The sequence below is a fragment of the Methylophilus sp. DMC16 genome (assembly GCF_056314045.1).
On the sequence record NZ_JBQUZC010000001.1, the window covers coordinates 1,268,064 to 1,291,272 of the forward strand.

The window sequence follows — 23,209 nt, forward strand, 5'->3', positions numbered from 1 at the left end:
AGAATCGCAATGCACAGCTCGCTGTGAGTGTGATTTCCATAACCAGACGCCAGATAACCGATGAAATTTGATCCGCGCAACAACAAATTTACCGCCATCTTCACCCGCGAAATGCTGGAAGCCACGCTCCCCTCCTTCCTGCTCATTTGCCTGGCACTGTTTTTTGCTTACAAATTCATAGACCCTGCGCCCCCACGCAATATTGTGATTGCCACCGGTGAAGCGGACCTCAATTACAATGCGTTTGCCGCGATTTATGGCGTCTATCTTAAAAAAGAAGGCATTCATCTGCAGATACGCAAAACGGCAGGGGATGATGAAAACCTGCGTTTGCTCAAGGACCCTGACTCCAACGTAGATATTGCATTCATTCAAGATGGCATGGCGCATAGTGAAGGCGCAGGCTCACTGTTGTCATTGGGCAGCCTGTACTACCAGCCGGTGTGGATTTTTTGCCGCGGCAAAACCGAAACCACCCATTTATCGGCCCTCAAAGGCAAACGCATCGGCGTCGGCTATCCAGGCAGTGGCAGTCATTTTCTGGCCAACACGCTGCTTTCGGAAAGTGGCATCAATGCCAGCAACAGCACCTTGGTCACCATAGGTGCCGAAGAAGCAGTGGCGGCCCTGCAGTCAGGCAAGCTCGATGCCGCTTTTTTTGTGGATGTTGCCAACTCCAGCCTGGTCCGCGAGCTCATTGCAGACAAGCATCTGACCATGGTAAGTATGGACACCGCTGAAGCCTTTTCACGCAAGTTTGCGTTTATGCATCACCTGGTGCTGCCAGAAGGCGCCATGGACCTGGCGCGCAATATTCCCAGCCACGATGTGCATCTGGTGGCGCCAACCGCGACGCTGGTGATCAAGGACGGCATGCATCCGGCGCTGATTTACCTGATGATGAAAGTGATTGCCGAAGTGCATGGTGGCCCAAGCATGTTTAACGGCAAGGGAGAATTCCCTTCTGCCAAGGATACGGATTTTCCGATCAGCACGCAGGCGCTGAATTTCTACAAATCCGGCCTGCCGATTATTGATAAATACCTGCCATTTTGGGCAGCCACCTTTGTTAATCGCACGCTGATTGTGATTTTGCCTTTGTTGGCGTTGCTGATCCCGCTCACCAAAATTATCCCGATGGTGTATGTGTGGCTGGTCAAGCGCAAACTGTTCCGTTATTACGGCGAGCTACGCTTTCTGGATACCCAGCTGCAAGAGATCAAATCGGCTGAAGATGTCCGTCAGTGCCTGGATAAACTCAATGAAATTGAAACCAAGGTGGTCAACGTCAAGCTACCGGTGCCTTTTTCACAATATGCCTACGAGTTGCGTGCGCATATTGAGCTGGTTCGCTCCAAACTTAATCAGCGCACGTTTTAGGCACAAGCCTTAAACGTGCAAAGCTCAGGCAAGGTCTGCCCGATTGCGCATCCAGTCTTGCAAGGCCTGTGCGGTCATCGGCTTGGCATATAAAAAGCCCTGCACAAAATCACAGCCCAGCGCCTTCAGATAATCTGCCTGGGCTTCGGTTTCCACCCCCTCGGCCACAATCTGGTAATGCAGGTTTTTGCCCAAGACCACAATGGCACTGATCACCGCCTCTGAGCGCTCTTTGCCCGGAATGTCATTGACAAAAGACCTATCCACTTTCAGGTAATCCCCCGGAATATCACGCAAATAAGCCAGGCAGGAATAACCGGTGCCAAAGTCATCAATCGCCAGTTTAATGCCGTGCTGTTTGAGTTTTTGCAGGCGCTCGTTGCCCGTGCAGTCGGCATGAATAAATGCACTCTCGGTCAGCTCGATTACCAGGCGCTCAGGCGCCAGGCCAGTCTCTTGCAGTACCAGCAACACGTACTCGGCAAAACAGGGAGTATTTAACTGCAAGGGGGAGACGTTGACCGAGACTTTGGCCCGACTCAATTCACCGGTAGTCCAGGAGGCCGCTTGTGCACACGCGGCTTTGAGTACCCAGGCACCCATGGGCACAATCAGCCCGGTCAACTCGGCCACACCGATAAACTGATTCGGCGACACGACCCCACGCTCGGGATGTTGCCAGCGAATCAAGGCTTCAACGCCCACCAGTTTGCCGGTCTCAAAATCCAGCTGCGGTTGATACACCAGATAAAACGCTTCTTGCGCAATCGCAGCCTCCAGTTCACTGGCAAAAGCCAGGTCTTCTGGGGGCAACACCTGCTCATGCATCACCCCTTTGTGATAATAGGTCAAGGTCATCACAATGATGATTAAAATCAGTGCCGCAGTGATAATGATGGGCGTCAGGCGAAGATCGTTATCAAAAAAAACACCCACCCCTCCCAAAACAATCGCAGATGTAATCAAGATGCAGACGATCCATCTCAGATGTTTGCCAGTGTCATCCAGCAATAACAGGTAACTCATGGGGGTAGCGGTGATCTGCCTTGCCAGCAAGGCCGCCGCACACAGCGAGCCACCAATGGTGGTCAACAGTGAGAGCTGACCGTAAGCGTCCGGGATACGATAAGCCCAGGCCAGCAATCCGGTGACCGGCATCAAAACGACAATACTCAGCAAGACCTGGCTGGCGCGATTGAAATGGCGATGATGCAACACCGCTGCCAGCAACACCAACAAGGCCATGCCCAGATCAAAAACCATATTGCCCTGCTGGTCACTGGAGAATGTGACGAGTGTCGCCCAGCCGTTGTTGAATGAGAGGACACTGCTTCTGAGATAGAGCTGGCACAGAAAACCGGCAGCGACAATCAGGATCAGGACGCCAATCACGCGCTTTTCATGCCAGGTCTGGTACACCACCCCCAGGCTGGCGAGCATAAAGATCAGGTACGCACTGCTTTGCACTAAAAACAGGCTTGCCGCAGAGTGTACTGGCAAAAATGGTAGTCCCCACAACACAGTGACAATACTGACAATTGCCAGCCAAGGAGCAAACTTTTGCACCGTTCTTAAAAACCGGTGCCGCATGTATAACTGCTGTGTTGAAGTTGCGTGATGACGCTCAGTAGACCAGTCAATACTGGAAACTGACATAGTGCTCCCCCTAATCTTGATCTATTCTGATCCTGTGCGGGCACAGGCCATGTCATTCACTATAGGCGAAACGAATGGATACCAAAGTAAAATAAAATGGCACATTTCTACTCTTTATATCAAATTAATTGATACTCATGAGTGATTCGCTATAAAACAGATAGTTTTTATAGCAGAATGGAAGCAAGCTAAACGAGGGAAAAAGTCCTGACCATGGGAGGTCAAGTCATGATCAGTCAATGCAAATCAGGTGAGCGTTTCAGGTTGTGCCACAGAGACCCATTGTGGCAGCGCATCGGCTTCAAGGGGTTTGGCATACAAAAAGCCTTGCACAATATCGCAGCCGATTGACTTCAGGAAATCAGCCTGTGCCTGGGTTTCTACCCCTTCGGCAATAATGCGGTAATCCAAGCTTTTGCCCAGGCTGACGATCGCCTGAATCACGGCTTCTGCTTTATTGTGACCAGGCAGCTCCATCACGAATGAACGGTCTACCTTGAGATAATCGCCCGGAATATCACGCAAATAAGAGAGGCAGGAATAGCCAGTCCCAAAATCATCAATCGCCAGTTTGATGCCTGCTTCTTTGAGCTGATGCATCAGACGCGCATTCTCGCCGTCATCCTGTACAAAAGAGCTTTCGGTCAACTCAATCACCAGCCGTTCTGGCGAGAGCCCGGTGTCTTGCAGAATCTGCATGATCTCTTCTACCAAAGTGCCAGACTTAAGTTGCAATGCAGAGACGTTGACAGACACCTCTATCTTGCCGAGCACCGGATGATCCTTCCACTGAGCGGCCTGTGCACAGGCCGTTTGCATGATCCATTTGCCCAACGGCACAATCAACCCGGTCAACTCAGCCACCCGAATGAATTTCTCCGGGGAAATAATGCCTTTTTCAGGATGGCGCCAGCGAACCAATGCTTCCACCCCTTTCAGTTTGCCCGTCTTAAAATCGACCTGCGGCTGATACATCATAAAAAACTGCTGATTATCCAGCGCGGTCTCGACCTGGCTGGCGAAATCCATATCGGTTGCGGGCAGCACCTTTTCGCTGACCTGCCCCTGATGATAGTAAGTCACCGACAGGGTATAGACGATGGCGATCAAGGAAACCAGCACCACAAGTGGCAACCCGCGCATATTGTCACCAAACATCACGCCGGCCCTGGCCAGCAAAATGGCGCAGATACTTAACAACAAGATACTGGAGCGAATCTGCTTACCGGTATCGTCCATCAGCAACAGGTAACTCATGGGCGGGTGCGACGCCTGCTTGGCCAGCAAGCCAAACGCACAGAGCATGCCGCTCAAGGTGGTCAGGGGGGACATCACACCATAAGGATTAGCAATGCCGCAGAGCAACCCTAGCAACGGAATCAAAGGAATCATGACCGCAATACACAGCATGCCCTGACTGGCAGCAACATAATGATGCCGCTGGAAAAGATAGGAGACCGCAATCAGACAGGCCAACACACCACCGGCAATAAACTCCCAACTGTTGGAAGGCGCATGCAGGCCGGTTTGGCCTGAGGCACGCAAGATGCTGGCAGTATCGTTAAAATCGGCGGCGTAAGGTGACAGTTGCACCACGAACAAACTGATGGTCACCAGCGACATGGTCAACATGGCCAGGTTGTTGCGGCCATTTTCGAGCAGCAGATTGTAGCTGACCAGAATAAAGGTCAGGTAAGTCAACAACTGTGCGAGCCAGATATTGTTATCTACATCCAGCAAATAATGGGGAAAACCCAACAAGCCGCACACCATGCTGGTCATCGCCAGAAAATGCGTATTGTCTTGTACCTTTCGGACAAGACGATGCCGCATAAACTGCCGCTGTGTGGTGTTTTCGTTGAGTGGCGCTGCCAGCTCGCCAATCCCGTTCTGACTCATTATCAACCCTTAAAAACCTTGACGACTCAATGTTGCGCACATGTTAAAAAACATGTGTGAGCAATGTCATTAAACCTTAAAACTTACCTGTTTTAACGGTCAATAAAGGGGATATATTTAGAGCAGATTTAAAATAAGCTGGTCTCGCTGCGCGCAATCACCACGCACGAATCAAGCCGCTTCTAATACACGCTGCATGCCATCGGCACTGTTACGGGTATACACGACTTTGAGTCCGCGCTTATGTGCGACATGCTTGATGCGGTACATCATGGAATGATTGAGCCAGTCGGTGACCAGCACAATCACGTTGACGTTAACAGGTAACTCGCGCTTGACGTCGCCGGGTTTTCTGCCCGTCCAGTGATCAATTTTATCAATCCCCTGTGCGTGCAACACCTGTTTGATGCCCTCTATACGGTCACCACCAATGACTAATGCTTTTGACATGCAATATTCTCCTGTTGTAGAGAAAGAGAAAGGCATTGGGTAAATGCCTTTTTCTAAAATGAACTGCTAAATTTCAATGCTTACTTCTGGTAAATCTCGTCGAACACACCACCATCGGCAAAGTGTGTTTTCTGCGCCTTTTGCCAACCGCCAAACGCATCGTCAATCTTGATCAAATTGACTTTAGGGAACTGTTTTTCGTATTTTTTGGCCACAGATTCAAGCGTAGGACGATAGTAGTTTTTGGCTGCAATCTCCTGGCCTTCTTCACTGTACAAGTATTCCAGATACGCTTTGGATACCGCTTCAGTGCCATGACGCTTGGCATTTTTGTCGACTACAGTCACCGGCGGCTCCGCCAAAATAGACAGTGAAGGCACGACCAGATCAAACTTGTCCGGCCCCAGCTCCTTGAGCGCGAGGAAAGCCTCGTTTTCCCAAGCCAGCAACACGTCGCCAATGCCACGCTCCACAAAGGTCGTGGTTGCGCCACGCGCACCGCTATCTAACACCGGCACGTTTTTAAACAGTTTTTTCAAAAACTCTTTGGCTTTTGCCTCGTCGTTATTGTTTTGCTTGAGCGCATAACCGTAGGCCGCCAGGTAATTCCAACGCGCCCCACCAGAAGTTTTGGGGTTAGGGGTAATCACCGAGGTGCCTGGTTTCACCAAGTCACTCCAGTCCTTGATGTTTTTCGGGTTGCCTTTACGCACCAGAAACACAATGGTCGAGGTATAAGGCGAACTGTTGTGCGGCAGACGTTTCTGCCAGTCCGGGCCAAACAAACGGCCTTTGCTGCCAATCTCGTCAATGTCATAAGACAACGCCAGCGTCACCACATCGGCCTGCAGGCCATCAATGACGGAACGTGCCTGCTTGCCAGAGCCTCCATGTGACTGCTTGACGATGACGTTGTCGCCCGTCTTGGCTTTCCAATATTTGGCAAAGGCTTCGTTGTAGTCTTGATACAACTCACGCGTCGGGTCGTAAGACACATTGAGCAGATTCACATCGGCCGCCCAAACTGCCAACGGGGCAACGAAGGTCGCAACGACAAATAGCTGCTTAATTTTTTGATGAAGTTTCATGTATATCCTTTAAGCTAGAAGCCTAGCAGGGTCAATTCTGTGTAGAAAAAGTCTGAGCTCAGTGAGCGCGTAGGGTCATTGTTGTTTGAAGCAATCTTGATTGCATCTTTGACAAAATCACCGGCCCAGAAGTGTGCGTAGCCTAAATTAAGTGAGGCGTACTGATTCAAGGGGAAGCGAATTCTCAAATCAACCTCCTTACCCAAATCTGTCCCAGAGCGACCACTGACATCTTGTAAGTTACTCCCAGCAGACCAGCTGGCGGTTGCATCATCCAATCGATACCAGCTAAAGCCTGTATCAACCTTTACATTCTCCAAAAATGGGACTTTAGGATCGAACTCTGCCCGCACTTTGGTCGCACGAATATTGTTCATTTGAATGTAGTCATTGTTAGACCAGGGACGGGCAAAACCAAACAAGCGATCAAAGCCCTGATTGTCTGAGGTGTCTCTGGAACTACTACCGCCAGAAACATGATCACCAGTCGCTACACCGTAAGAAGCACTAAAACGGGGTTTCCAAAGATGTTTGTTAAAGGTATACCCGACCTCAGCGTTGTAGGCATAAGCATCTTGATCAACAGTAATATACCGGCCATTAGCTAAAGAGAGTGATTGCGCGCTGCTCGTCACAAAGCGTTGTACATGCCCCCACTGCTTGTTATAGCTCACATCAAAGTCCCACTGTGTGCCAGGCAAGATGCCGAAAACGCGAATACCGCCCGTACTAATTTCGCGATCCACTTGTGCCTGTGCCTGTCTTACCGCGTTATACCAGGCACGATTAGCGTACTCCACACCATTGCCGTCATACTTGACCCTGCTACCATCCTGCTTCAAGTAAAAGTAGTATGGCTGAATGGTGACGTACTCAGACCAGCCACGCCAATCACCTACCAAGCCATAAAAGTGCTGGGCATGATCAACTTGATCTAATTGATTAGCAAACCGTTGTACCGGTTGCACTGCGAAGGCTTCCAGTTGCCAGTCATTTTTCTTTTCACCGATATTGGCGCGTATACCCTGGAATGAGTTCGTCGTGTTACGCCACTCGTTGCGCGCAATCAGACGACGATCCAGATCTTCCCAGGCCAAGCGGCCACCGCGCACCCAAAATGGACGGCTATTGCCTAAATCATCTTTGCCAAAAATGCTCTCTTTAAAATAGAGCTCCAAGTAGCCTTGGATGAAGTCCGCATGGTCGATATCTTTGGGGTCATTAGAAATTCGCGGGTCGCTAAAACCGTTGTAATCGCTGTGATTCCGACGGGAGTCCTGCACCTCCACTGCAAAACGGAAAGGATCCAGGATATTCTTCAAGCCCAGGTAAGCCCGTGTACGCAACAGAATGGGTTCATCAATGTTTTCTTGTGCACGACGGAAGTCATTTTGGCGGCTTTCAAAACGCGCACGATGTTCCAAGCCGATATCCAGCCAATCCACATCAGCGAAGGAATCGTAATCCTTGAGCCAGGTTTTATTCAGCTGCCTGACATAGCGAGGTGGCTCTGTTTCTTTTTGTGTGCCATAGCTGCGACGTTCAACGTAATAACCATTTGCAGCTTTGGCAGCGGCCTTTTCCTCAGCTTTAATCTCTGCAAGGCGTGCCTTGATCTTTTTCTGCTGCTCAGTATCCTCTACTTGTGTCTCTGCAAGCGGTGCCTCTTCTGCCAAGGCCACGCCACTACCCAACCACCACAAGCTTGCGGTCGCCAGTGCGAGACTCATTTTTTTTAATTGCATGTAATTCTCCCGAAATTGAATGACTTCCAGCGGCCTGGTCAGTGTTTACTAAACTATTAATTACTTTTTGGATTTGGTTTGATGATCAAAGCGGACTTTTTCGCGTCGCTCGATTTGCGTCACCCGGCCATCGTGTATCGTGATTTCGATGGAACCATAGCCAGTATCCTGCTGTACCGCAGCGATCGCGGAAGCAACCACCGCCAACACTGCGGAATCTGCTGCGCTCTCAGTTTTGAGTTGTTCTGTAGACATGCTGCCTCTCACCACATTGAATGAACAGCATTATTTCAGACTATTTATATTTTAAAAAATAATTATTCGTTATTTTTATATTACTTTTAACTATATAAGGAGTAAAAAAAATCCCGCATCACTGCGGGATTTGAGTTTGAGATTCGTACGGAAAAAGTTAGAAGTTGTACTGCACCTGTACACGCAGAGCATCGGCGGTGAAGCTTTGATAATCCAGAGTATTAGCACGATTACCCGTAACCAGATTGTTACGCTTCATGCGGTGATACTCAGCCATAATTTCAACTTCTGGTGCCAATTGCCACTCAAGACCCAACTCCCAATCGTTAACATGGTTTTGTGGGGCGTTGGTTTCGGCTTTGTTATAACCATCAAAATATTGCCATTTAATAAATGGAATTAAAGTGCCATTTGTTTCCAAGAACTGGAAATTGTCGATTTTGTACATGGCTTGTACATAACCACCTTGTAAATGCTTTTCTTCAATCCTGTTTTGTGCGATATCCAAGCCTGGTGTGGTACCCCAGTTCCATTCAGCTTGTAAACCAAATGGTTGTGGATACATGATAAAGCTGACACCAACGCGCTCGTCTTTAAAACCATTACGATTGGCACCATTCACACCACCATCAATAAACGGAATAGCGGTACCACTGCTTACCCCTCCATTGGAGCTGATATTAGTTGCAGAACTTGCAACCGCGCCACCGGTGAAATTGTAGCGCCCAGTAGTCACTGCATACTGACCATGATAACCCTGAATACCTGCTTCATAAATCTGACCAGACTCGGTTTTCCATGGATAAGTCGCGCGAGCAACTACATGATAATTGTCGTTAACATCGCTTCGGTTAGCTCCCTGGCCATTATAAAAGCCACCACCAAACATACCGTAGTTGCCAGTGTGCTTAAGACCCTTATCATTAATCTCTTTGAACAATGCCTGGATATTTTCAGGTGTGTAGTAGTAGAAAACACCAGTATCACGCTCGTCGCGAACCGCACTGTTCAATGCATCAACACGATCCATCGCCAAACGGTTTGAAGAGGATTGCAAGTTCTCAAAGCCATAAGGCACTTTAGATTGACCGACACGCACGCGGTGTACTTTGGCTTTATCAATATTGATGTCACCGTAAGCATCACGCAATTGTGCAATGTTGTTAGTGCCACTGGCTGATGAAGCAAAGTCTGGTTGAATGTAGTAGCTCAAATGATCGCCATAATCACCAAAAACAATGATACGTGCTCGGCGGATCAAGAAATTCTTATCAGGGTTGATTGATGAATCTGTACCAACTGAGCGGTCCGACCATAAATCAACAGGATTTCTTGGATTATCGCCGTCATCACCAATCATTTTGGTCACACGGTTTTGAACGTAACCACGGATATTCACGCGGCTAGTCCAGTTTTTCTTTTCTTTTTTCTTCTGGACTTCAACTTCGTTATCGCGGCCTTTCATGAGCAAGGCGCCTTCTTCTTCAGTCAATACGCCTTTTGACACGAGTGCTTGCACCAGATCAACGGTAGAGTCTGCCATCGCGGTCAGTGATAAACTTGCAAGCAAGCCACCAGCCAACGCCGCAGATAAAATGCGGTGTAATTTTGAATTCATAAATTTTCCCTGATTGAATATTTCTATAAACAACGGGGCGTATTTTGAAGAACAAATATGACACTTTAATGACAAACCTTACATATTTCTTACAGCGGACTAGTATAAAAAAAGCCACCTTTAAAGGTGGCTTTTTCACATCATCGCTGAGTTAAGTCTCAGCACGCATGTGTGGGAAGAGAATCACATCACGAATGCTGGGGCTATCAGTCATCAGCATGACCAAACGGTCTATGCCAATTCCGCATCCACCTGTCGGCGGCATGCCGTATTCCAGTGCACGAATAAAGTCAGCGTCGTAATACATGGCTTCCTGATCACCAGCTTCTTTGGCTTTTACCTGGGCCTGGAAGCGCGCGGCCTGATCTTCAGCGTCGTTTAATTCGCTGAAGCCATTGGCCATTTCACGCCCGGTAATAAAGAGCTCAAAACGCTCGGTAATTTCAGGATGTTTGTCGGAGGCACGCGCCAGTGGTGACACCTCAACCGGGTAATCAATAATATAAGTAGGTTGCCACAATTGGCTTTCTGCGGTCTCTTCAAACAATGACAGCTGCAATGCGCCCAGTCCTGCATGGTCAAACGCCTTGACGCCAAATTTGAGCAACTCTTTGCGCAAGAACTCGGCGTCATTCAATTGCTCATCGGTGTAGTGCGGCGCATATTTCTGAATGGCACCCAGAATAGTTAAGCGCTCAAACGGTTTGCTTAAATCGACCTCTTTACCCGCATAACTCAATACTGCCGTGCCACGAGCCGCAATCGCAGCTGCGCGTATACATTGTTCGGTAAAATCCATCAGCCACTGGTAGTCGGTGTAGGCGGCGTAGAATTCCATCATGGTGAATTCAGGGTTGTGACGTACGCTTAAGCCTTCATTGCGGAAGTTACGGTTGATTTCAAACACACGCTCAAAGCCGCCGACAATCAGACGCTTCAAATACAACTCAGGCGCAATCCGCATAAACATCTGCATATCAAGTGCGTTGTGATGCGTAATAAATGGTTTGGCTGAGGCGCCCCCTGGAATAGGATGCAGCATCGGGGTTTCCACTTCCAGAAACTCGTTTTCGTTCATGAACTGGCGAATCGCTGCCACCACTTTGGAACGGGCCTTGAATGTTTCACGGGTTTCTTCCGAGGTGATCAAATCGACATAGCGCTGGCGGTATTTGATTTCCTGGTCTTGTAAGCCATGAAATTTTTCCGGCAAGGGACGCAATGACTTGGTCAGCAAGCGCAATTCAGTGACATGCACAGACAACTCGCCGGTACGGGTTTTGAACAACCGGCCTTTCGCGCCAAGGATATCGCCCATGTCCCAGTGCTTGAACTGGTCATACAAGGCTTCACCAATTTCATCCCTGGCAATGTAAAGTTGGATACGTGCTGAGCTATCCTGAATCGTAGCAAAACTGGCTTTACCCATGACGCGCTTGAGCATCATGCGGCCGGCAACCACTACCGGGATTTCTTGAGGGTCCAGGGTTTCCTTATCAGTCTCGGCATATGCGGCCTGCAACGCGGCGGCTTTATGCTCTGGCTTGAAATCGTTAGGGAAAACGGCCGTCTCGCTGGCCTGCGCTTGTTCACGCAGCAAGCGTAGTTTCTCGCGACGTTCTGCAATCACATGATTTTCATCAACCACGCTCTCAGTTGCGTTATCTGGGTGGGAATGTTGTGCTGTCATATTGTATCCGGCATTCGCCTGCGTAATCTTAAACGCGCTATTTTAGCATTGTTAGCGCTGATTTTTAGAGGATCGTCTACGTCGTTTCTTGCTGGATGGGCAAATGAATACGGATCATGAATCCGTCCGGGCTTAGATTGGTGGCGTTGACAAAGCCGCCATGGGCTTCAACGATATGCTTGGTCATAGCGAGGCCGATGCCATGACCTTCGACTTGCGAAGCACGGCGACCTCGCACAAAAGGCTTGAATATCTGCTCAAGCTCTTGGGGCTCTACGCCCTGCCCCTGATCCTGTACTTCGAGAATAATTTCGCCAGTACGCTGACTATGTTGCAACTCAATCGTCACCTCACCATCCACAGGACCATATTTGAGCGCATTGCGGATCACGTTATCAATCGCACGTTGCAACAACTCCAGTTGCCCATCCAGGATGACGGGCTCATCTGGCATCAACAACCGGAGCTTGGCGTCATGCTTTTCAAACAGGACATCCCCAACAATGCCTGTCAGCAGAGCTTGCAAATCCACCTCTACTTTTTGCAGCTTGTGAATATCCGACTCAAAGCGAAAAATTTCGAGTAATTCAGAAATCATGCGTTCCATACGCACAGCTTCAAGCTCAACGCGCTGCAAAGAGCTCTGAATTTTTTGTGGATTTTGCATGGCCAGACCAACAGCCATCTGTATTCTTGCCAATGGGGAACGCAGTTCGTGGGAAACATGATGCATCATGTTTGACTGGCTTTTGATCATATTATTCAAGCGCAGCGCCATCAGATCAAAGGCCTGCCCCAAGCCGGAAAACTCATCATAAGAGGCCTTGATCTTTGGGCTGACACGCACGAGCAGATCGCCCTCTGCTGCACTTTTAAGATGAATCAGCAGCAGCTTGATAGGATGCGCGATGGCCCAGGCAAGCAAACTGGCAAAGACGAGATTGGCGAGAATGCCGAAAACAAACACCCAAACCGGAAGGTTAAACACCATAGGCAGGTGTTCATGTGACAGTGTTTTTGCGATCAGCTCATTAGAGGGTTGCGTCGGGGCTTGTGCTTTAACCTGGTCACTCGCGGCATGCAACGCTTCATGGTAGCCGACCAGCTTGCGATTCAGCTCCCACTCTGCAATGTTTCCAACAATAATATCGGTTGAAATGAGCGCCAGAAAAAGTGCTGCAAATAACTTCCAGAACAGGCGCCCCATAGGCCTCGCAATAACGAATTACTCTCTTACCAGTTGATAGCCAACGCGGTAAATTGTTTGAATCACATTGACCCCGCCGGAAACTTCAGAGATTTTTTGACGGATACTGCTTAAATGAACATCAATGCTACGGTCATACTTGACCAGCGGACGACCCAAGGCCTTGACTGACAGATCCTCTTTGCTAACGATGGTGCCTGCATGTTTGGCAAGAATTTCAATCAAACTGAATTCGGTACTGGTGAAAATGATAGGTTTATCCGCCCAGAACACTTTTCTGCGCTCGCTGGAAACCACCAGTTGACCAACCACAATATCATTCCCTTTGGGACTGTCACTGGTATGGCGGCGCAAGATCGCACGCACGCGGGCAACCAACTCGCGTGGCAAACAGGGTTTTTGAACATAGTCATCCGCGCCAGCTTCCAGCCCTTCAATACGGCCTTCGTTGTCGTCCTTGGCGGTCAACATCAACACAGGAATATCGGAATGCTGACGGATGTTGCGTAATGTTTGCAATCCATCCTGGCCAGGCATCATCACATCCAGAATAGCAAGATCAAACTTGCCAGCCAGAACATATTGCTCACCCGTCAGGCCATCATGTGCAGTTGTCACGGTGTAGCCTTCCTGCGTCAGAAATTCCTTTAGCATGTTGGCTAGTTCAACATCATCGTCAATCAACAGCAGCTTGCTCATTTATGTCCTTTTTGAGATTTGCATTAGGCTCAATGTACTTTAGCCACGGAATCTTAACGAACAAACAAATTCAATAACAAGCGTAAGCGAGACATTTTACCCAAGTTTTCAAACTGAATCGAAAATGTTAAATCAATTTAAAGTATACCGCAAATATGTTCGATGCAAAATTTAATCCGCAGTAAAAGCCTCACACAACTGGCTGAGCAACTGACCAAACAGAGGCAATACATCCTCCGGGCCATGCGGACTGTCATCGTCTGTGCTTGCAATCAGGTAGCTGATGGTCACTTTATCCAGATTTTCGCGGTAGGTCAGCCAGTGCTCGGAATCGGTTTCTGCAATCAATTGAAACTTATGAAACCCGGATTCAATAATCTCTGCCAGCATTTCTGGCGCCAGCCCTGCAAACAAGGTTTTGCCTATCGTCACTTGTGCCCGGGCATAATCTGGCTGGTGCCCATCCTGCGTTAATGGCATGAGCAAAAAGGCGTACAACATCAAGCCAAAACACTGATACACCCCCAGCATATCAAAGTCGCTTTGCAACTCATCGGCCGGATGGCGCTCTGCAGAACGTATGGCCTGAAAAGTTAAAAAACTTGCCAGGTAATGCGCGGCCTCTTCCACATCGGCATTCGCATAGGCAGACTTGGCCGCTTCAGCAGACAGCGGTACTGCATTGGCTTGGGCCTGACAGAGCTGATGTAACCACTTCAGCCGCTCTTCATATGTCATTTCCATAACTATTCCTTTATCAATGATTCCTATATATATGTTTGCTACAACAGTTAATCTACTTCCGGCAAAGCCTCTAGTGCTTCCTGTAGCGACAACCATTCACTCTCAACCGTATCCAGCTGTTTCTGGTTTTGTGCCTGTGCAATCAACAGTGCTTGCAAAGCCTCCCGTTGCGAGGCTTCATAGATACCGCTCTCAGCCAGTTGGCTGTCTAGTGATTGCTTGGTTTGCTCCAGCTCGGCCAGCTGCTTCTCCAGTGCTGTCAGACTTTTGAGCAGCGGTCTGCGCGCTTGCAACCGCGCCTGCCGATCTGCTTTTTGCTGATGATAGGCATTCTGTTTACTGGTAGTGCTGGCCTGCTCGGACATAGCAGACGGCGCAGATTGCAGTAAAGACTGCTTGTAGTCTTCCAAGTCACCATCAAACACGCTGACCTGGCCTTCAGCAACCAGTACAAATTTTTCGCAGCACGTCGCCAGCAGCGTGCGGTCGTGCGAGACCATGACCATCCCCCCTTCATAGGCCTGCAAGGCCATAGACAGGGCATGGCGCATTTCAATATCCAGATGGTTGGTGGGTTCATCCAGCAAAATCAGGTTGGGACGTTGCCAGATGAGCATCGCCAGCGCCAGCCGTGATTTTTCGCCGCCGGAAAACGGGCCACACGGACTTTTTGCCATCTCCCCCCTAAAATCAAAGCCGCCCAAAAAGTCCAGCAGCTCCTGCTCCCTGGCTTTAGGGTCCAGGCGTTGCAAATGCATGAGTGGCGAATCCTCGGCGATCAGTTGCTCCAACTGATGTTGCGCGAAATAGCCGATGCGCAGGTCTTTGCCCTCCACCCGCTCGCCCGCCAACAAGGTTTCAGATTGCGCCAGCGCCTTGATCAGCGTGGATTTACCTGCGCCATTTTTACCAAGCAATCCGATACGCTCACCAGGGCGAATCGCCAGATGCGCCAACTTGACCAGTGTTTGCTGACCATAGCCCAAAGCTGCTTGATTGATGACCAGCAAAGGATCCGGCGCAGCGCCCAGATCACGAAAACCAAAACTAAAGGGCGAATCCACATGTGCAGCACTGATGCGCTCCATGCGCTCAAGCGCCTTGATACGGCTTTGGGCTTGACGCGCCTTGGTGGCCTTGGCACGAAAACGGTCAATATATTGTTGCAAATGGGCGATTTGCTGCTGCTGTTTTTGATAACTGGCTTGTTGCAACACCAGTTTTTCAGCGCGTTGGCGTTCAAAATCGCTATAGCCGCCGCGGTACAGGCTCAGTTGCCGCTGTTCAATATGCAGGATATGGTTAACGGTGTTATCCAGAAACTCGCGGTCATGCGAGATCAGCAACAAAGTGCCGCGATAAGCGCTCAGCCAGCCTTCCAACCAAATCACCGCTTCAATATCCAGGTGGTTGGTCGGTTCATCCAGCAACAGCAGATCAGAACGGCACATCAGCGCGCGTGCCAGATTCAGGCGCATCCGCCAGCCGCCCGAAAAATCACTGACCGCTTGACTCAGTTGTGACTGGGTAAAGCCCAGTCCCGCCAGCAAGGCACTGGCTCTGGCCTCGGCACTGTAACCATCAATATCGGCAAATCGTTGATGCCACTCCGCCACCTGTATGGGATCCTGTGTGCCATTGGCCTCAGCCTGCGCCAGATTTACTTGCAGGGCATGCAACTCTTGATCGCCTTCGAGCGTGTAGGAGAGTGCAGACTGTGCAAGCGCAGGCGTTTCTTGTGCCACATGGGCAATCACCCATTGCTGCGGAATCAGTAACTCACCGGCCTCGGCCACCAGCTCGCCACGCAACAAGGCGAACAGGCTGGATTTGCCTGCGCCGTTCGCCCCGGTTAAACCAACCCGATGGCCGGGATGCAACTGAAAGCTGGCGCCTTCGACCAAGGGCTTGCCTGCCCGCGAAAAAGTCAGCTGCTTAAACTGAATCACTCTTGAATACCTTTAAACGTCATCAAACAGCAAAAGAATCGCATTTTAAACGAATCATGCCCGCTCGGCGGATAAATCCTTGAAGCGCCGCTGAAATAGCGGTGACGCCAGATAAAAGCGCGTAATGTAGTTGTAACGCTGACAGTGACGCAACTGTTTTCGAGTAAAATAGTCACATAAATAAATAATATCTTTTTTGTCCTGCAAAATCCCTCATATGCCCCTGCAAAAAATCAAACGCTGGCTGCTCTCTTTGTTGATCGGCCTCCTCATCCTGCTGGCAGGCATCGTCGGGGTTATCCAGTTTTACGTGTTCCCCCATATCGACGACTATCGCAGCCGGATCGAACACACCTTGAGCGACGCGCTCAAGCAAAATGTCACCATTGCCAGCATAGCCATCCGCTGGCGTGGCCTGGCACCGCAAGTCACACTGGGCAAGGTGACGCTATACGATACGCAACAACGCCCGGCGCTTGAACTGGCCCAGGTCACCACCCGCCTGTCATGGAGCAGTCTGGCGCTACTCTCACCCTCTCTGGTCAGCCTCAATATTGATGCACCCAATCTGGTAGTGAGAAGAACTGCAGAGGGTCAAGTCTTTTTGGCAGGCATTTCCATGTCCGGGCAGGGGAATCCAGCGTTTGCCAACTGGCTGCTGTCGCAACGACGCATCAAAATATCCAATGCCACGGTGACCTGGCTTGATGAACAACGCCATGCTCCGCCTTTGCTGCTTAAGGATTTGAATATCCAGATATTGACACCGGTCTGGCAACGCCTGTTGCACCGTCACAGCATTCATGTTGATAGCCTGGTTTCAACAGGGACCCAGCAACGTATTCATCTTGAAGCCGTCGCGGTTGGCGATGATGTATCCAAGCCAGAAGCATGGCATGGCGAACTCTCGCTCCGTTTGCCTGAAACCGATTTGGCGGCCTGGAGCCCCTGGATTGACCTGCCTGTCGCACTGACGGCTGGCAAAGGCAACCTGACCGCGACGCTGGCCTTTGACAAGCTGCAGCTACAGCGACTGGCGGCACAGGTTGCGCTCAATCATGTTGCAGTCTCGCCCGCCCGGACATCACAAACTTTTATCGCAAAAACGGTCAGTGGTGAAGTGCGCTGGCAACGCGTAGAACAACGGCAAATGCTGACACTCAAGCACTTTTCTGCCGACATTGAGCCTGGCCTCATGCTCAGCGATGCCAACGGTGAGGTGCAATGGGACCAGCACGGTCATGAAGGCACCCTGAGCCTCAAACAGCTGGGTCTGACGCACAGCAACCTGCTGGCACAATGGCTGCCTGCCGACGCCGCCCTCACCCGTTATCTGGAAAACATGGTCCCCACGGGCAACGCCAGCAAAGTCAAGACTCGCTGGCTATACCACGACAAGCAGTGGCAGGATTACGCCATCACAGCCAGCTTTGATCATATACAAACCAAGGCGTATGAAAAACTCCCTGGCTTGCAAAACTGGGCTGGGCAGCTGTCTGTCAAGCCCAACGCAGGCAACCTGGAGCTGGATACAAAAGAGGCCACACTTGAATTGGCAGGTCTATTGCGCTGGCCGCTACCAATTGATCAGCTACAAGGCGAAATAGAGTGGCGCAATAACGGCCAAAAAATGTTGATCAGCACACACAATCTGCATTTTGCCAACCCGCATCTGGCGTTACGCACCAACATGGAATACCAATTGGGTGCCACCGGTGGCGATACCATACAGCTTCAAAGCCAGATTGAACGTGGCGATGCCAAATTTGCGTCGTTCTATTATCCCCTGGTGCTTGATCAGGCCACCCTGCACTGGCTGGATACCTCGATTCTGGGTGGCCAGATCCGACACGGCGAAGTGATTGTCAAAGGCCGGGTCAAAGACTTCCCCTATGTGAATGCAGCGTTTCATTCAGATCCGTCACTGGGTTTATTCAGGGTCACAGCCCAGCTTGACCGTGCCAGCCTGGAATACGGGACCGATTGGCCGCAATTGCAAGACATCGACGCCTTCCTCAAATTTGAAGGCAAGCGCATGGATATTGCCGTTAAAAATGCCACCACGGTCGGCCAGCACATTACGCAAGCACAAGTAGAGATTCCGAGACTGGATGCAGATGACCCCATTCTGAGTGTCAAGGCCGTCGCAACTGGCAACCTGGAGCAAGGCATTAAATTCATCAACATCAGCCCGGTCAAGCAAGTCACTATGGGCTTTACTGATACGCTCAAAGCCACCGGCGCGGCAGACCTCAAGCTGGCGTTACAAATTCCGCTCAATAACGTGGATGCCAGCCAGTTTCAGGGCGACTATGCGATCAAAAATGGCCATATCGCCGCCAATACGCAAATGGCCATGCCCGAAATGGGCAACATCAACGGGCATCTCAAATTTAACGAGAAGGGCTTGCAGGCGCAAGGCATACAACTCAGCCTGTTCGACAATCCGGCCACCCTGAGCTTGAGTACCCGCCCGGACAAATCTGTGATGATCCAGGGCAGTGGCCGCATCACGGATGCCGCCCTCAGAAAACTGGATAACAACCTGTTAACGCGTGCCTTGCATGGCACCACCGACTGGAAAAGCAATGTGCTGATTCAGGCACCAAATCTCAGGCTGGATATCCGCTCGCAGCTGATAGGCATGACGATTGATTTACCCGAGCCCGCCAAAAAAACGGCAGACGCGCCTGCCAACCTGATCATCCGTGTGCGTCAGGAAAACAACCAACCGGATAAAATTGCGATTGACTACAATGATTGGCTACACGCCAACCTGTTCCGCCAGGTCAATGGCGAAACGGCAACCATTACCGCAGGGGAAATTGCCATCAACACCCCAGCCCGCTTGCCCACAGGCAATGGCATCAATTTAAGGGCAGACTTTCAAAAGCTCAACATTGATGAATGGCTGCCCTATCTTAATCAGTCAGGCACGCCCCAAAACTCGGCCACTTCTTCACTGGTGCTCAATCAGGTAGAACTGACCGCGGGCACTTTGCATGTGTTTGACCGCAATCTGCATCAGATCAAACTGAATATCACGCCCGAAAGTGAACGCCTCAAACTGCTGATTCAAAGCCAGGAGCTAGCCGGCGAGGCGGACTGGCTGGCGGGCAAACCCAATAAACTGGTGGCCCGTTTAAATTATCTGCGTGTGCCACGCACCCCGGATAATGACAATACGCCAGCCCCCGCCGAGGCGCGCAGATTGGACATGACCTACCCGGAGCTGGATATCACTGCGCAGGACTTCCAGTTTGGCGACAAGCAATTAGGCAGCCTGGACTTAAAAGCTTTTAACAGCGGCGAGAGCTGGGTCATCCAGCGCATGAGCATCACCAATCCTGATAGCCAGCTCACCGCAGACGGCACCTGGCGCAACTCGGTGCGCAGCCCGCAAACCCAGCTCAAATTCAACCTGAACTCCAGCAACCTGGGCAAAACCTTGCAGCGTTTTCAACCGGGAGGGGAAATGGTCAAGGGCGGCACAGGCAACATGAATGGCCAACTAAGCTGGCCAGGTAGCCCGCACGAGTTTGCGGTTGAACGCCTGGATGGCAGCTTCACCATGCAGCTTGAAAAAGGCCAGATCCTGAAAGTGCAACCCGGCGTAGGACGCTTGCTCGGCCTGTTGAGCTTGCAGAGCTTGCCACGGCGCTTGACGCTGGATTTCCACGACTTGTTTAGCGAAGGCTTTGCCTTTGACAAAATCAACTCTACCGCCAATATTCGCGACGGGATTTTACGCAGCGATGATCTGTTTATGACCGGCCCTGCCGCTGAGGCCAGAATCAAGGGGGAAACCAACCTCAAGGCCGAAACGCAGCGCCTCAAAGTGCGGGTCGTCCCACATATTTCCGACTCGGTATCGCTTGCAGCGCTGGCTGGCGGGCCAATTGTCGGGGTGGCTGCCTTTGTCGCGCAAAAGCTGCTCAAAGATCCACTTAACAAAATCAGTGCCAGTGAGTATATGATTACAGGCACCTGGGATAACCCGCAGGAAGCCGACGCCGATAAAAAAGCCCCGGCCACCCCTGCTGTTCAACCTTTAAAAAATCTGCATTAATGTCAATATCAAGCATTTAAACCGGAAACTTGCCATGGCCGACAATAAAACCAAAAAACTCAAATCCTCAGCCAATGATGACATCGTCAAAGTTGCGGCGATCCAGATGGCGTCAAGCCCCAGTGTTTCGGCCAACCTGGTCGAGTCCAAGCGGCTCATCGAAATGGCAGCCAAGGCTGGCGCCAAGCTGGTGGTGCTGCCCGAGTACTTTTGCATCATGGGGCTTAAAGATTTTGACAAGGTCACCATCCGCGAAAAGCCCAATACCGGGCCTATCCAGCAGTTTTTGAGCAAAACCGCCAAAGCCTACAAAATCTGGATTGTCGCTGGCACAGTGCCGCTGGAAAGCAATTACGCCAATAAAGTGCGTAACAGCTGCCTGGTGTATAACGACAAAGGCGAACAAGTCGCCCGTTATGACAAGATTCACCTGTTTGGCATGGATATGGGCACCGAGCATTACCACGAAGAAAAAACCATTGAACCTGGCGATACCGTGGTCACCGTAGACACCCCGTTTGGCCGCATTGGCCTCTCGATTTGCTACGACTTACGCTTCCCCGAGCTGTTCCGCGCCATGGGTGATGTGGATATGATCGTGGTGCCCTCAGCCTTTACCGAAACCACAGGCAAAGCCCATTGGGAAACTCTGGTACGCGCCCGTGCGGTAGAAAACCTGTGCTATGTGGTTGCGTCTGCGCAGGGGGGTTACCATCTCTCTGGCCGCGAAACCCATGGTAACAGCATGATTGTCGATCCGTGGGGCGTCGTGCTTGACCGCTTGCCACGTGGCTCCGGGATTGTCATCGCCAATGTTAACCGCAACTATATTAAAAACCTGCGCGAAAGCTTGCCTGCGCTTAAACACAAAACCATTAAAGCCATTTAATGAAAACCCTGAGCACGCAAGCGGCACTCCTTGGTGAAAAGTCACTCAAACCAAAACAACCCGCTCACCAGACGCTGAAAGTAAAGTAGACCCACTATGCAAACACACCTGACCACTGCCAACGATTTACTGCTGCGCCCTGCTGGACTGGATCAAGAAGCGCTGACCAATGTGCTCTCCGGCATGATGACGCACAATATCGACTATGCCGACCTGTATTTTCAATACAGCCGCAGCGAATCCTGGGGCCTGGAAGAAGGTCAGGTCAAATCCGGCAGCTTCAATATCGACCAAGGTGTTGGCGTGCGCGCCGTGAGCGGCGAAAAAACGGCTTTTGCCTATTCGGATGACATCCACCTCGACGCCCTGCAACAAGCCGCCAGTGCCACCCGCGCCATCGCCAGCCTGGGGCAAGAAAAAACCGGCCATAGCATCGTCACCCGCAGCCACCTGCCGCTCTATCTGCCGCAAGACCCGATTGCCAGCCTCAGTGCAGATGCCAAGGTCAAGCTGCTCGAAAAACTCGAACGTTACGCCAAGGCCCAAGACCCGCGCGTCACGCAAGTGATGGCCTCCATGGCTGCCGAATACGAAGTCGTCATGGTCGCCCGTAGTGACGGCGTCATGGCAGGCGATGTGCGCCCGCTGGTGCGCGTCTCCCTGCAAGTCATCGCCGAACACAATGGCCGTCGCGAACAAGGCTCCAGCGGTGGCGGTGGCCGCTTTGATTACAGCTACTTCACCGATGAAGTGCTGCAAGACTACGCACAAAAAGCCGTGCATCAAGCCCTGGTTAATCTGGATGCCCGCCCTGCCCCTGCGGGCAGCATGACTGTCGTCCTCGGCAGCGGCTGGCCAGGCATTTTGCTGCACGAAGCCATCGGCCACGGCCTCGAAGGCGACTTTAACCGCAAAGGCAGCAGCGCTTTTAGCAATATGATCGGCCAGCAAGTCGCCGCCAAAGGCATCACCATCGTCGACGACGGCACTATTAAAGACCGTCGCGGCTCACTGACCATGGACGACGAAGGCAACGCCCCGGAAAAAACCGTCTTGATTGAAGATGGCATCCTGCGCGGCTACATCCAGGATACGCTCAACGCCCGCCTGATGGGCATGAGCCTCACTGGCAACGCCCGCCGCGAAAGCTATGCGCACATCCCCATGCCACGCATGACCAACACCTATATGCTCAACGGCGACAAAGACCCGCAAGAGATTATCAAGTCAGTCAAAAAAGGCCTCTACGCAGCCAACTTTGGCGGAGGTCAGGTAGATATCACCAGCGGCAAATTCGTTTTCAGCGCCGCCGAAGCGTACATGATTGAAGATGGCCAAATCACCTACCCGGTGAAAGGTGCGACACTGATTGGTAACGGCCCTGACGTACTGAAACGTGTGAGCATGATAGGCAATGATATGGCGCTGGATAGCGGCGTAGGGACTTGTGGCAAGGAAGGTCAGAGTGTGCCAGTGGGGGTTGGGCAGCCTACGTTGAAGATTGATGGACTCACTGTCGGAGGGACATCTGCCTAACAAGGCATATTTTCCTGTCCAATCAAATCATCAGCGGGTTTCGCATCCCCGTGGGGACGCATGATTATAAGTAAGTAATTGATCTAAAAAAACATCTCCAAACGATTCTGAATATTAAGTGACCCCGCAAGTGCACCTTACGCACTTTATGCACCTATGCGCTTATATTCATATTTATACAAAAATCGTTTCGGCATTTATTTCTACATTCAAAAAAACGGCGTTGATCGCAGGATTTCCCTTAGAACTCGTGATCCTGATCTTGCGCATCTATATTCATATAAGCTCGGTGCCAAAATCTCGCCTATGAACAACAATGACAGAATCTCCTTGTC

The 23,209-nt window shown here is 50.8% G+C and carries 16 protein-coding genes; 4 read left to right on the plus strand and 12 right to left on the minus strand.

Annotated elements, in window-relative coordinates:
- Positions 1-60: 60 nt before the first annotated feature.
- Positions 61-1,380, plus strand: a complete 1,320-nt coding sequence (locus ACT53D_RS06080; protein WP_476155067.1) for a TAXI family TRAP transporter solute-binding subunit — start codon at positions 61-63, stop codon at positions 1,378-1,380.
- Between the two features lie 24 nt (positions 1,381-1,404).
- Here the strand turns inward: ACT53D_RS06080 and ACT53D_RS06085 are convergent, their stop codons facing one another.
- From ACT53D_RS06085 to ACT53D_RS06140, 12 genes are all read right to left on the minus strand, one after another.
- Positions 1,405-3,036: an EAL domain-containing protein gene (locus ACT53D_RS06085; protein ID WP_476155069.1), complete on the minus strand. Its 1,632-nt coding sequence runs from the start codon at positions 3,034-3,036 to the stop codon at positions 1,405-1,407.
- 246 nt (positions 3,037-3,282) lie between these two features.
- Positions 3,283-4,935, minus strand: coding sequence for a putative bifunctional diguanylate cyclase/phosphodiesterase (locus ACT53D_RS06090; protein ID WP_476155071.1), 1,653 nt, complete (start codon positions 4,933-4,935; stop codon positions 3,283-3,285).
- 171 nt (positions 4,936-5,106) lie between these two features.
- Positions 5,107-5,385: a DUF2325 domain-containing protein gene (locus tag ACT53D_RS06095; RefSeq protein ID WP_476155073.1), complete on the minus strand. Its 279-nt coding sequence runs from the start codon at positions 5,383-5,385 to the stop codon at positions 5,107-5,109.
- Between the two features lie 80 nt (positions 5,386-5,465).
- The gene (locus tag ACT53D_RS06100) at positions 5,466-6,473 is read right to left on the minus strand and encodes a sulfate ABC transporter substrate-binding protein (RefSeq protein WP_379077774.1); all 1,008 of its coding nucleotides are present in this window, start codon (positions 6,471-6,473) and stop codon (positions 5,466-5,468) included.
- Between the two features lie 14 nt (positions 6,474-6,487).
- The gene (locus ACT53D_RS06105) at positions 6,488-8,218 is read right to left on the minus strand and encodes an alginate export family protein (protein WP_379077771.1); all 1,731 of its coding nucleotides are present in this window, start codon (positions 8,216-8,218) and stop codon (positions 6,488-6,490) included.
- A gap of 60 nt (positions 8,219-8,278) precedes the next feature.
- Complete coding sequence (locus ACT53D_RS06110) at positions 8,279-8,473, minus strand: YezD family protein (RefSeq protein WP_476155075.1); 195 nt, start codon at positions 8,471-8,473, stop codon at positions 8,279-8,281.
- A gap of 157 nt (positions 8,474-8,630) precedes the next feature.
- Entirely contained in the window at positions 8,631-10,091 is a 1,461-nt protein-coding gene (locus ACT53D_RS06115; RefSeq protein ID WP_476155076.1) for a porin, read from the minus strand.
- A gap of 151 nt (positions 10,092-10,242) precedes the next feature.
- The gene (gene lysS / locus ACT53D_RS06120; protein ID WP_476155077.1) at positions 10,243-11,781 is read right to left on the minus strand and encodes a lysine--tRNA ligase; all 1,539 of its coding nucleotides are present in this window, start codon (positions 11,779-11,781) and stop codon (positions 10,243-10,245) included.
- A 76-nt stretch (positions 11,782-11,857) separates the two neighbouring features.
- Positions 11,858-12,988 (minus strand): HAMP domain-containing sensor histidine kinase, encoded by a 1,131-nt coding sequence (locus tag ACT53D_RS06125; protein ID WP_379077761.1) that lies wholly within the window; start codon positions 12,986-12,988, stop codon positions 11,858-11,860.
- A gap of 18 nt (positions 12,989-13,006) precedes the next feature.
- The gene (locus ACT53D_RS06130) at positions 13,007-13,687 is read right to left on the minus strand and encodes a response regulator transcription factor (RefSeq protein WP_194747059.1); all 681 of its coding nucleotides are present in this window, start codon (positions 13,685-13,687) and stop codon (positions 13,007-13,009) included.
- Positions 13,688-13,858: 171 nt separating this feature from the next.
- Positions 13,859-14,431 carry a hypothetical protein gene (locus tag ACT53D_RS06135; protein ID WP_194747060.1) on the minus strand — a complete coding sequence of 191 codons (573 nt, stop codon included), beginning with the start codon at positions 14,429-14,431 and terminating at the stop codon, positions 13,859-13,861.
- Between the two features lie 47 nt (positions 14,432-14,478).
- Positions 14,479-16,380 carry an ATP-binding cassette domain-containing protein gene (locus tag ACT53D_RS06140; RefSeq protein WP_476155078.1) on the minus strand — a complete coding sequence of 634 codons (1,902 nt, stop codon included), beginning with the start codon at positions 16,378-16,380 and terminating at the stop codon, positions 14,479-14,481.
- A gap of 217 nt (positions 16,381-16,597) precedes the next feature.
- Here ACT53D_RS06140 and ACT53D_RS06145 point away from each other — a divergent pair, with 217 nt between their 5' ends.
- The 3 genes from ACT53D_RS06145 (at position 16,598) to tldD (ending at position 22,874) form a co-directional block, all read left to right on the plus strand.
- On the plus strand, positions 16,598-20,449 hold the full coding sequence (locus ACT53D_RS06145; protein WP_476155079.1) for a YhdP family protein: 3,852 nt from the start codon (positions 16,598-16,600) through the stop codon (positions 20,447-20,449).
- Positions 20,450-20,483: 34 nt separating this feature from the next.
- The gene (locus ACT53D_RS06150) at positions 20,484-21,338 is read left to right on the plus strand and encodes a carbon-nitrogen hydrolase family protein (protein ID WP_313984073.1); all 855 of its coding nucleotides are present in this window, start codon (positions 20,484-20,486) and stop codon (positions 21,336-21,338) included.
- A gap of 96 nt (positions 21,339-21,434) precedes the next feature.
- Complete coding sequence (gene tldD / locus ACT53D_RS06155) at positions 21,435-22,874, plus strand: metalloprotease TldD (protein WP_476155080.1); 1,440 nt, start codon at positions 21,435-21,437, stop codon at positions 22,872-22,874.
- Positions 22,875-23,209 lie beyond the last annotated feature (335 nt).

What these genes read in the sequence shown, in the direction of transcription:
- ACT53D_RS06105 (WP_379077771.1), bottom strand. Translation starts at nt 8,218, where the DNA reads ATGCAATTAAAAAAAATGAGTCTCGCACTGGCGACCGCAAGCTTGTGG.
- ACT53D_RS06095 (WP_476155073.1), bottom strand. Translation starts at nt 5,385, where the DNA reads ATGTCAAAAGCATTAGTCATTGGTGGTGACCGTATAGAGGGCATCAAA.
- ACT53D_RS06130 (WP_194747059.1), bottom strand. Translation starts at nt 13,687, where the DNA reads ATGAGCAAGCTGCTGTTGATTGACGATGATGTTGAACTAGCCAACATG.
- ACT53D_RS06110 (WP_476155075.1), bottom strand. Translation starts at nt 8,473, where the DNA reads ATGTCTACAGAACAACTCAAAACTGAGAGCGCAGCAGATTCCGCAGTG.
- ACT53D_RS06115 (WP_476155076.1), bottom strand. Translation starts at nt 10,091, where the DNA reads ATGAATTCAAAATTACACCGCATTTTATCTGCGGCGTTGGCTGGTGGC.
- tldD (WP_476155080.1), top strand. Translation starts at nt 21,435, where the DNA reads ATGCAAACACACCTGACCACTGCCAACGATTTACTGCTGCGCCCTGCT.
- ACT53D_RS06135 (WP_194747060.1), bottom strand. Translation starts at nt 14,431, where the DNA reads ATGGAAATGACATATGAAGAGCGGCTGAAGTGGTTACATCAGCTCTGT.
- ACT53D_RS06080 (WP_476155067.1), top strand. Translation starts at nt 61, where the DNA reads ATGAAATTTGATCCGCGCAACAACAAATTTACCGCCATCTTCACCCGC.
- ACT53D_RS06150 (WP_313984073.1), top strand. Translation starts at nt 20,484, where the DNA reads ATGGCCGACAATAAAACCAAAAAACTCAAATCCTCAGCCAATGATGAC.
- ACT53D_RS06125 (WP_379077761.1), bottom strand. Translation starts at nt 12,988, where the DNA reads ATGGGGCGCCTGTTCTGGAAGTTATTTGCAGCACTTTTTCTGGCGCTC.
- ACT53D_RS06090 (WP_476155071.1), bottom strand. Translation starts at nt 4,935, where the DNA reads ATGAGTCAGAACGGGATTGGCGAGCTGGCAGCGCCACTCAACGAAAAC.
- ACT53D_RS06145 (WP_476155079.1), top strand. Translation starts at nt 16,598, where the DNA reads ATGCCCCTGCAAAAAATCAAACGCTGGCTGCTCTCTTTGTTGATCGGC.
- ACT53D_RS06085 (WP_476155069.1), bottom strand. Translation starts at nt 3,036, where the DNA reads ATGTCAGTTTCCAGTATTGACTGGTCTACTGAGCGTCATCACGCAACT.
- lysS (WP_476155077.1), bottom strand. Translation starts at nt 11,781, where the DNA reads ATGACAGCACAACATTCCCACCCAGATAACGCAACTGAGAGCGTGGTT.
- ACT53D_RS06100 (WP_379077774.1), bottom strand. Translation starts at nt 6,473, where the DNA reads ATGAAACTTCATCAAAAAATTAAGCAGCTATTTGTCGTTGCGACCTTC.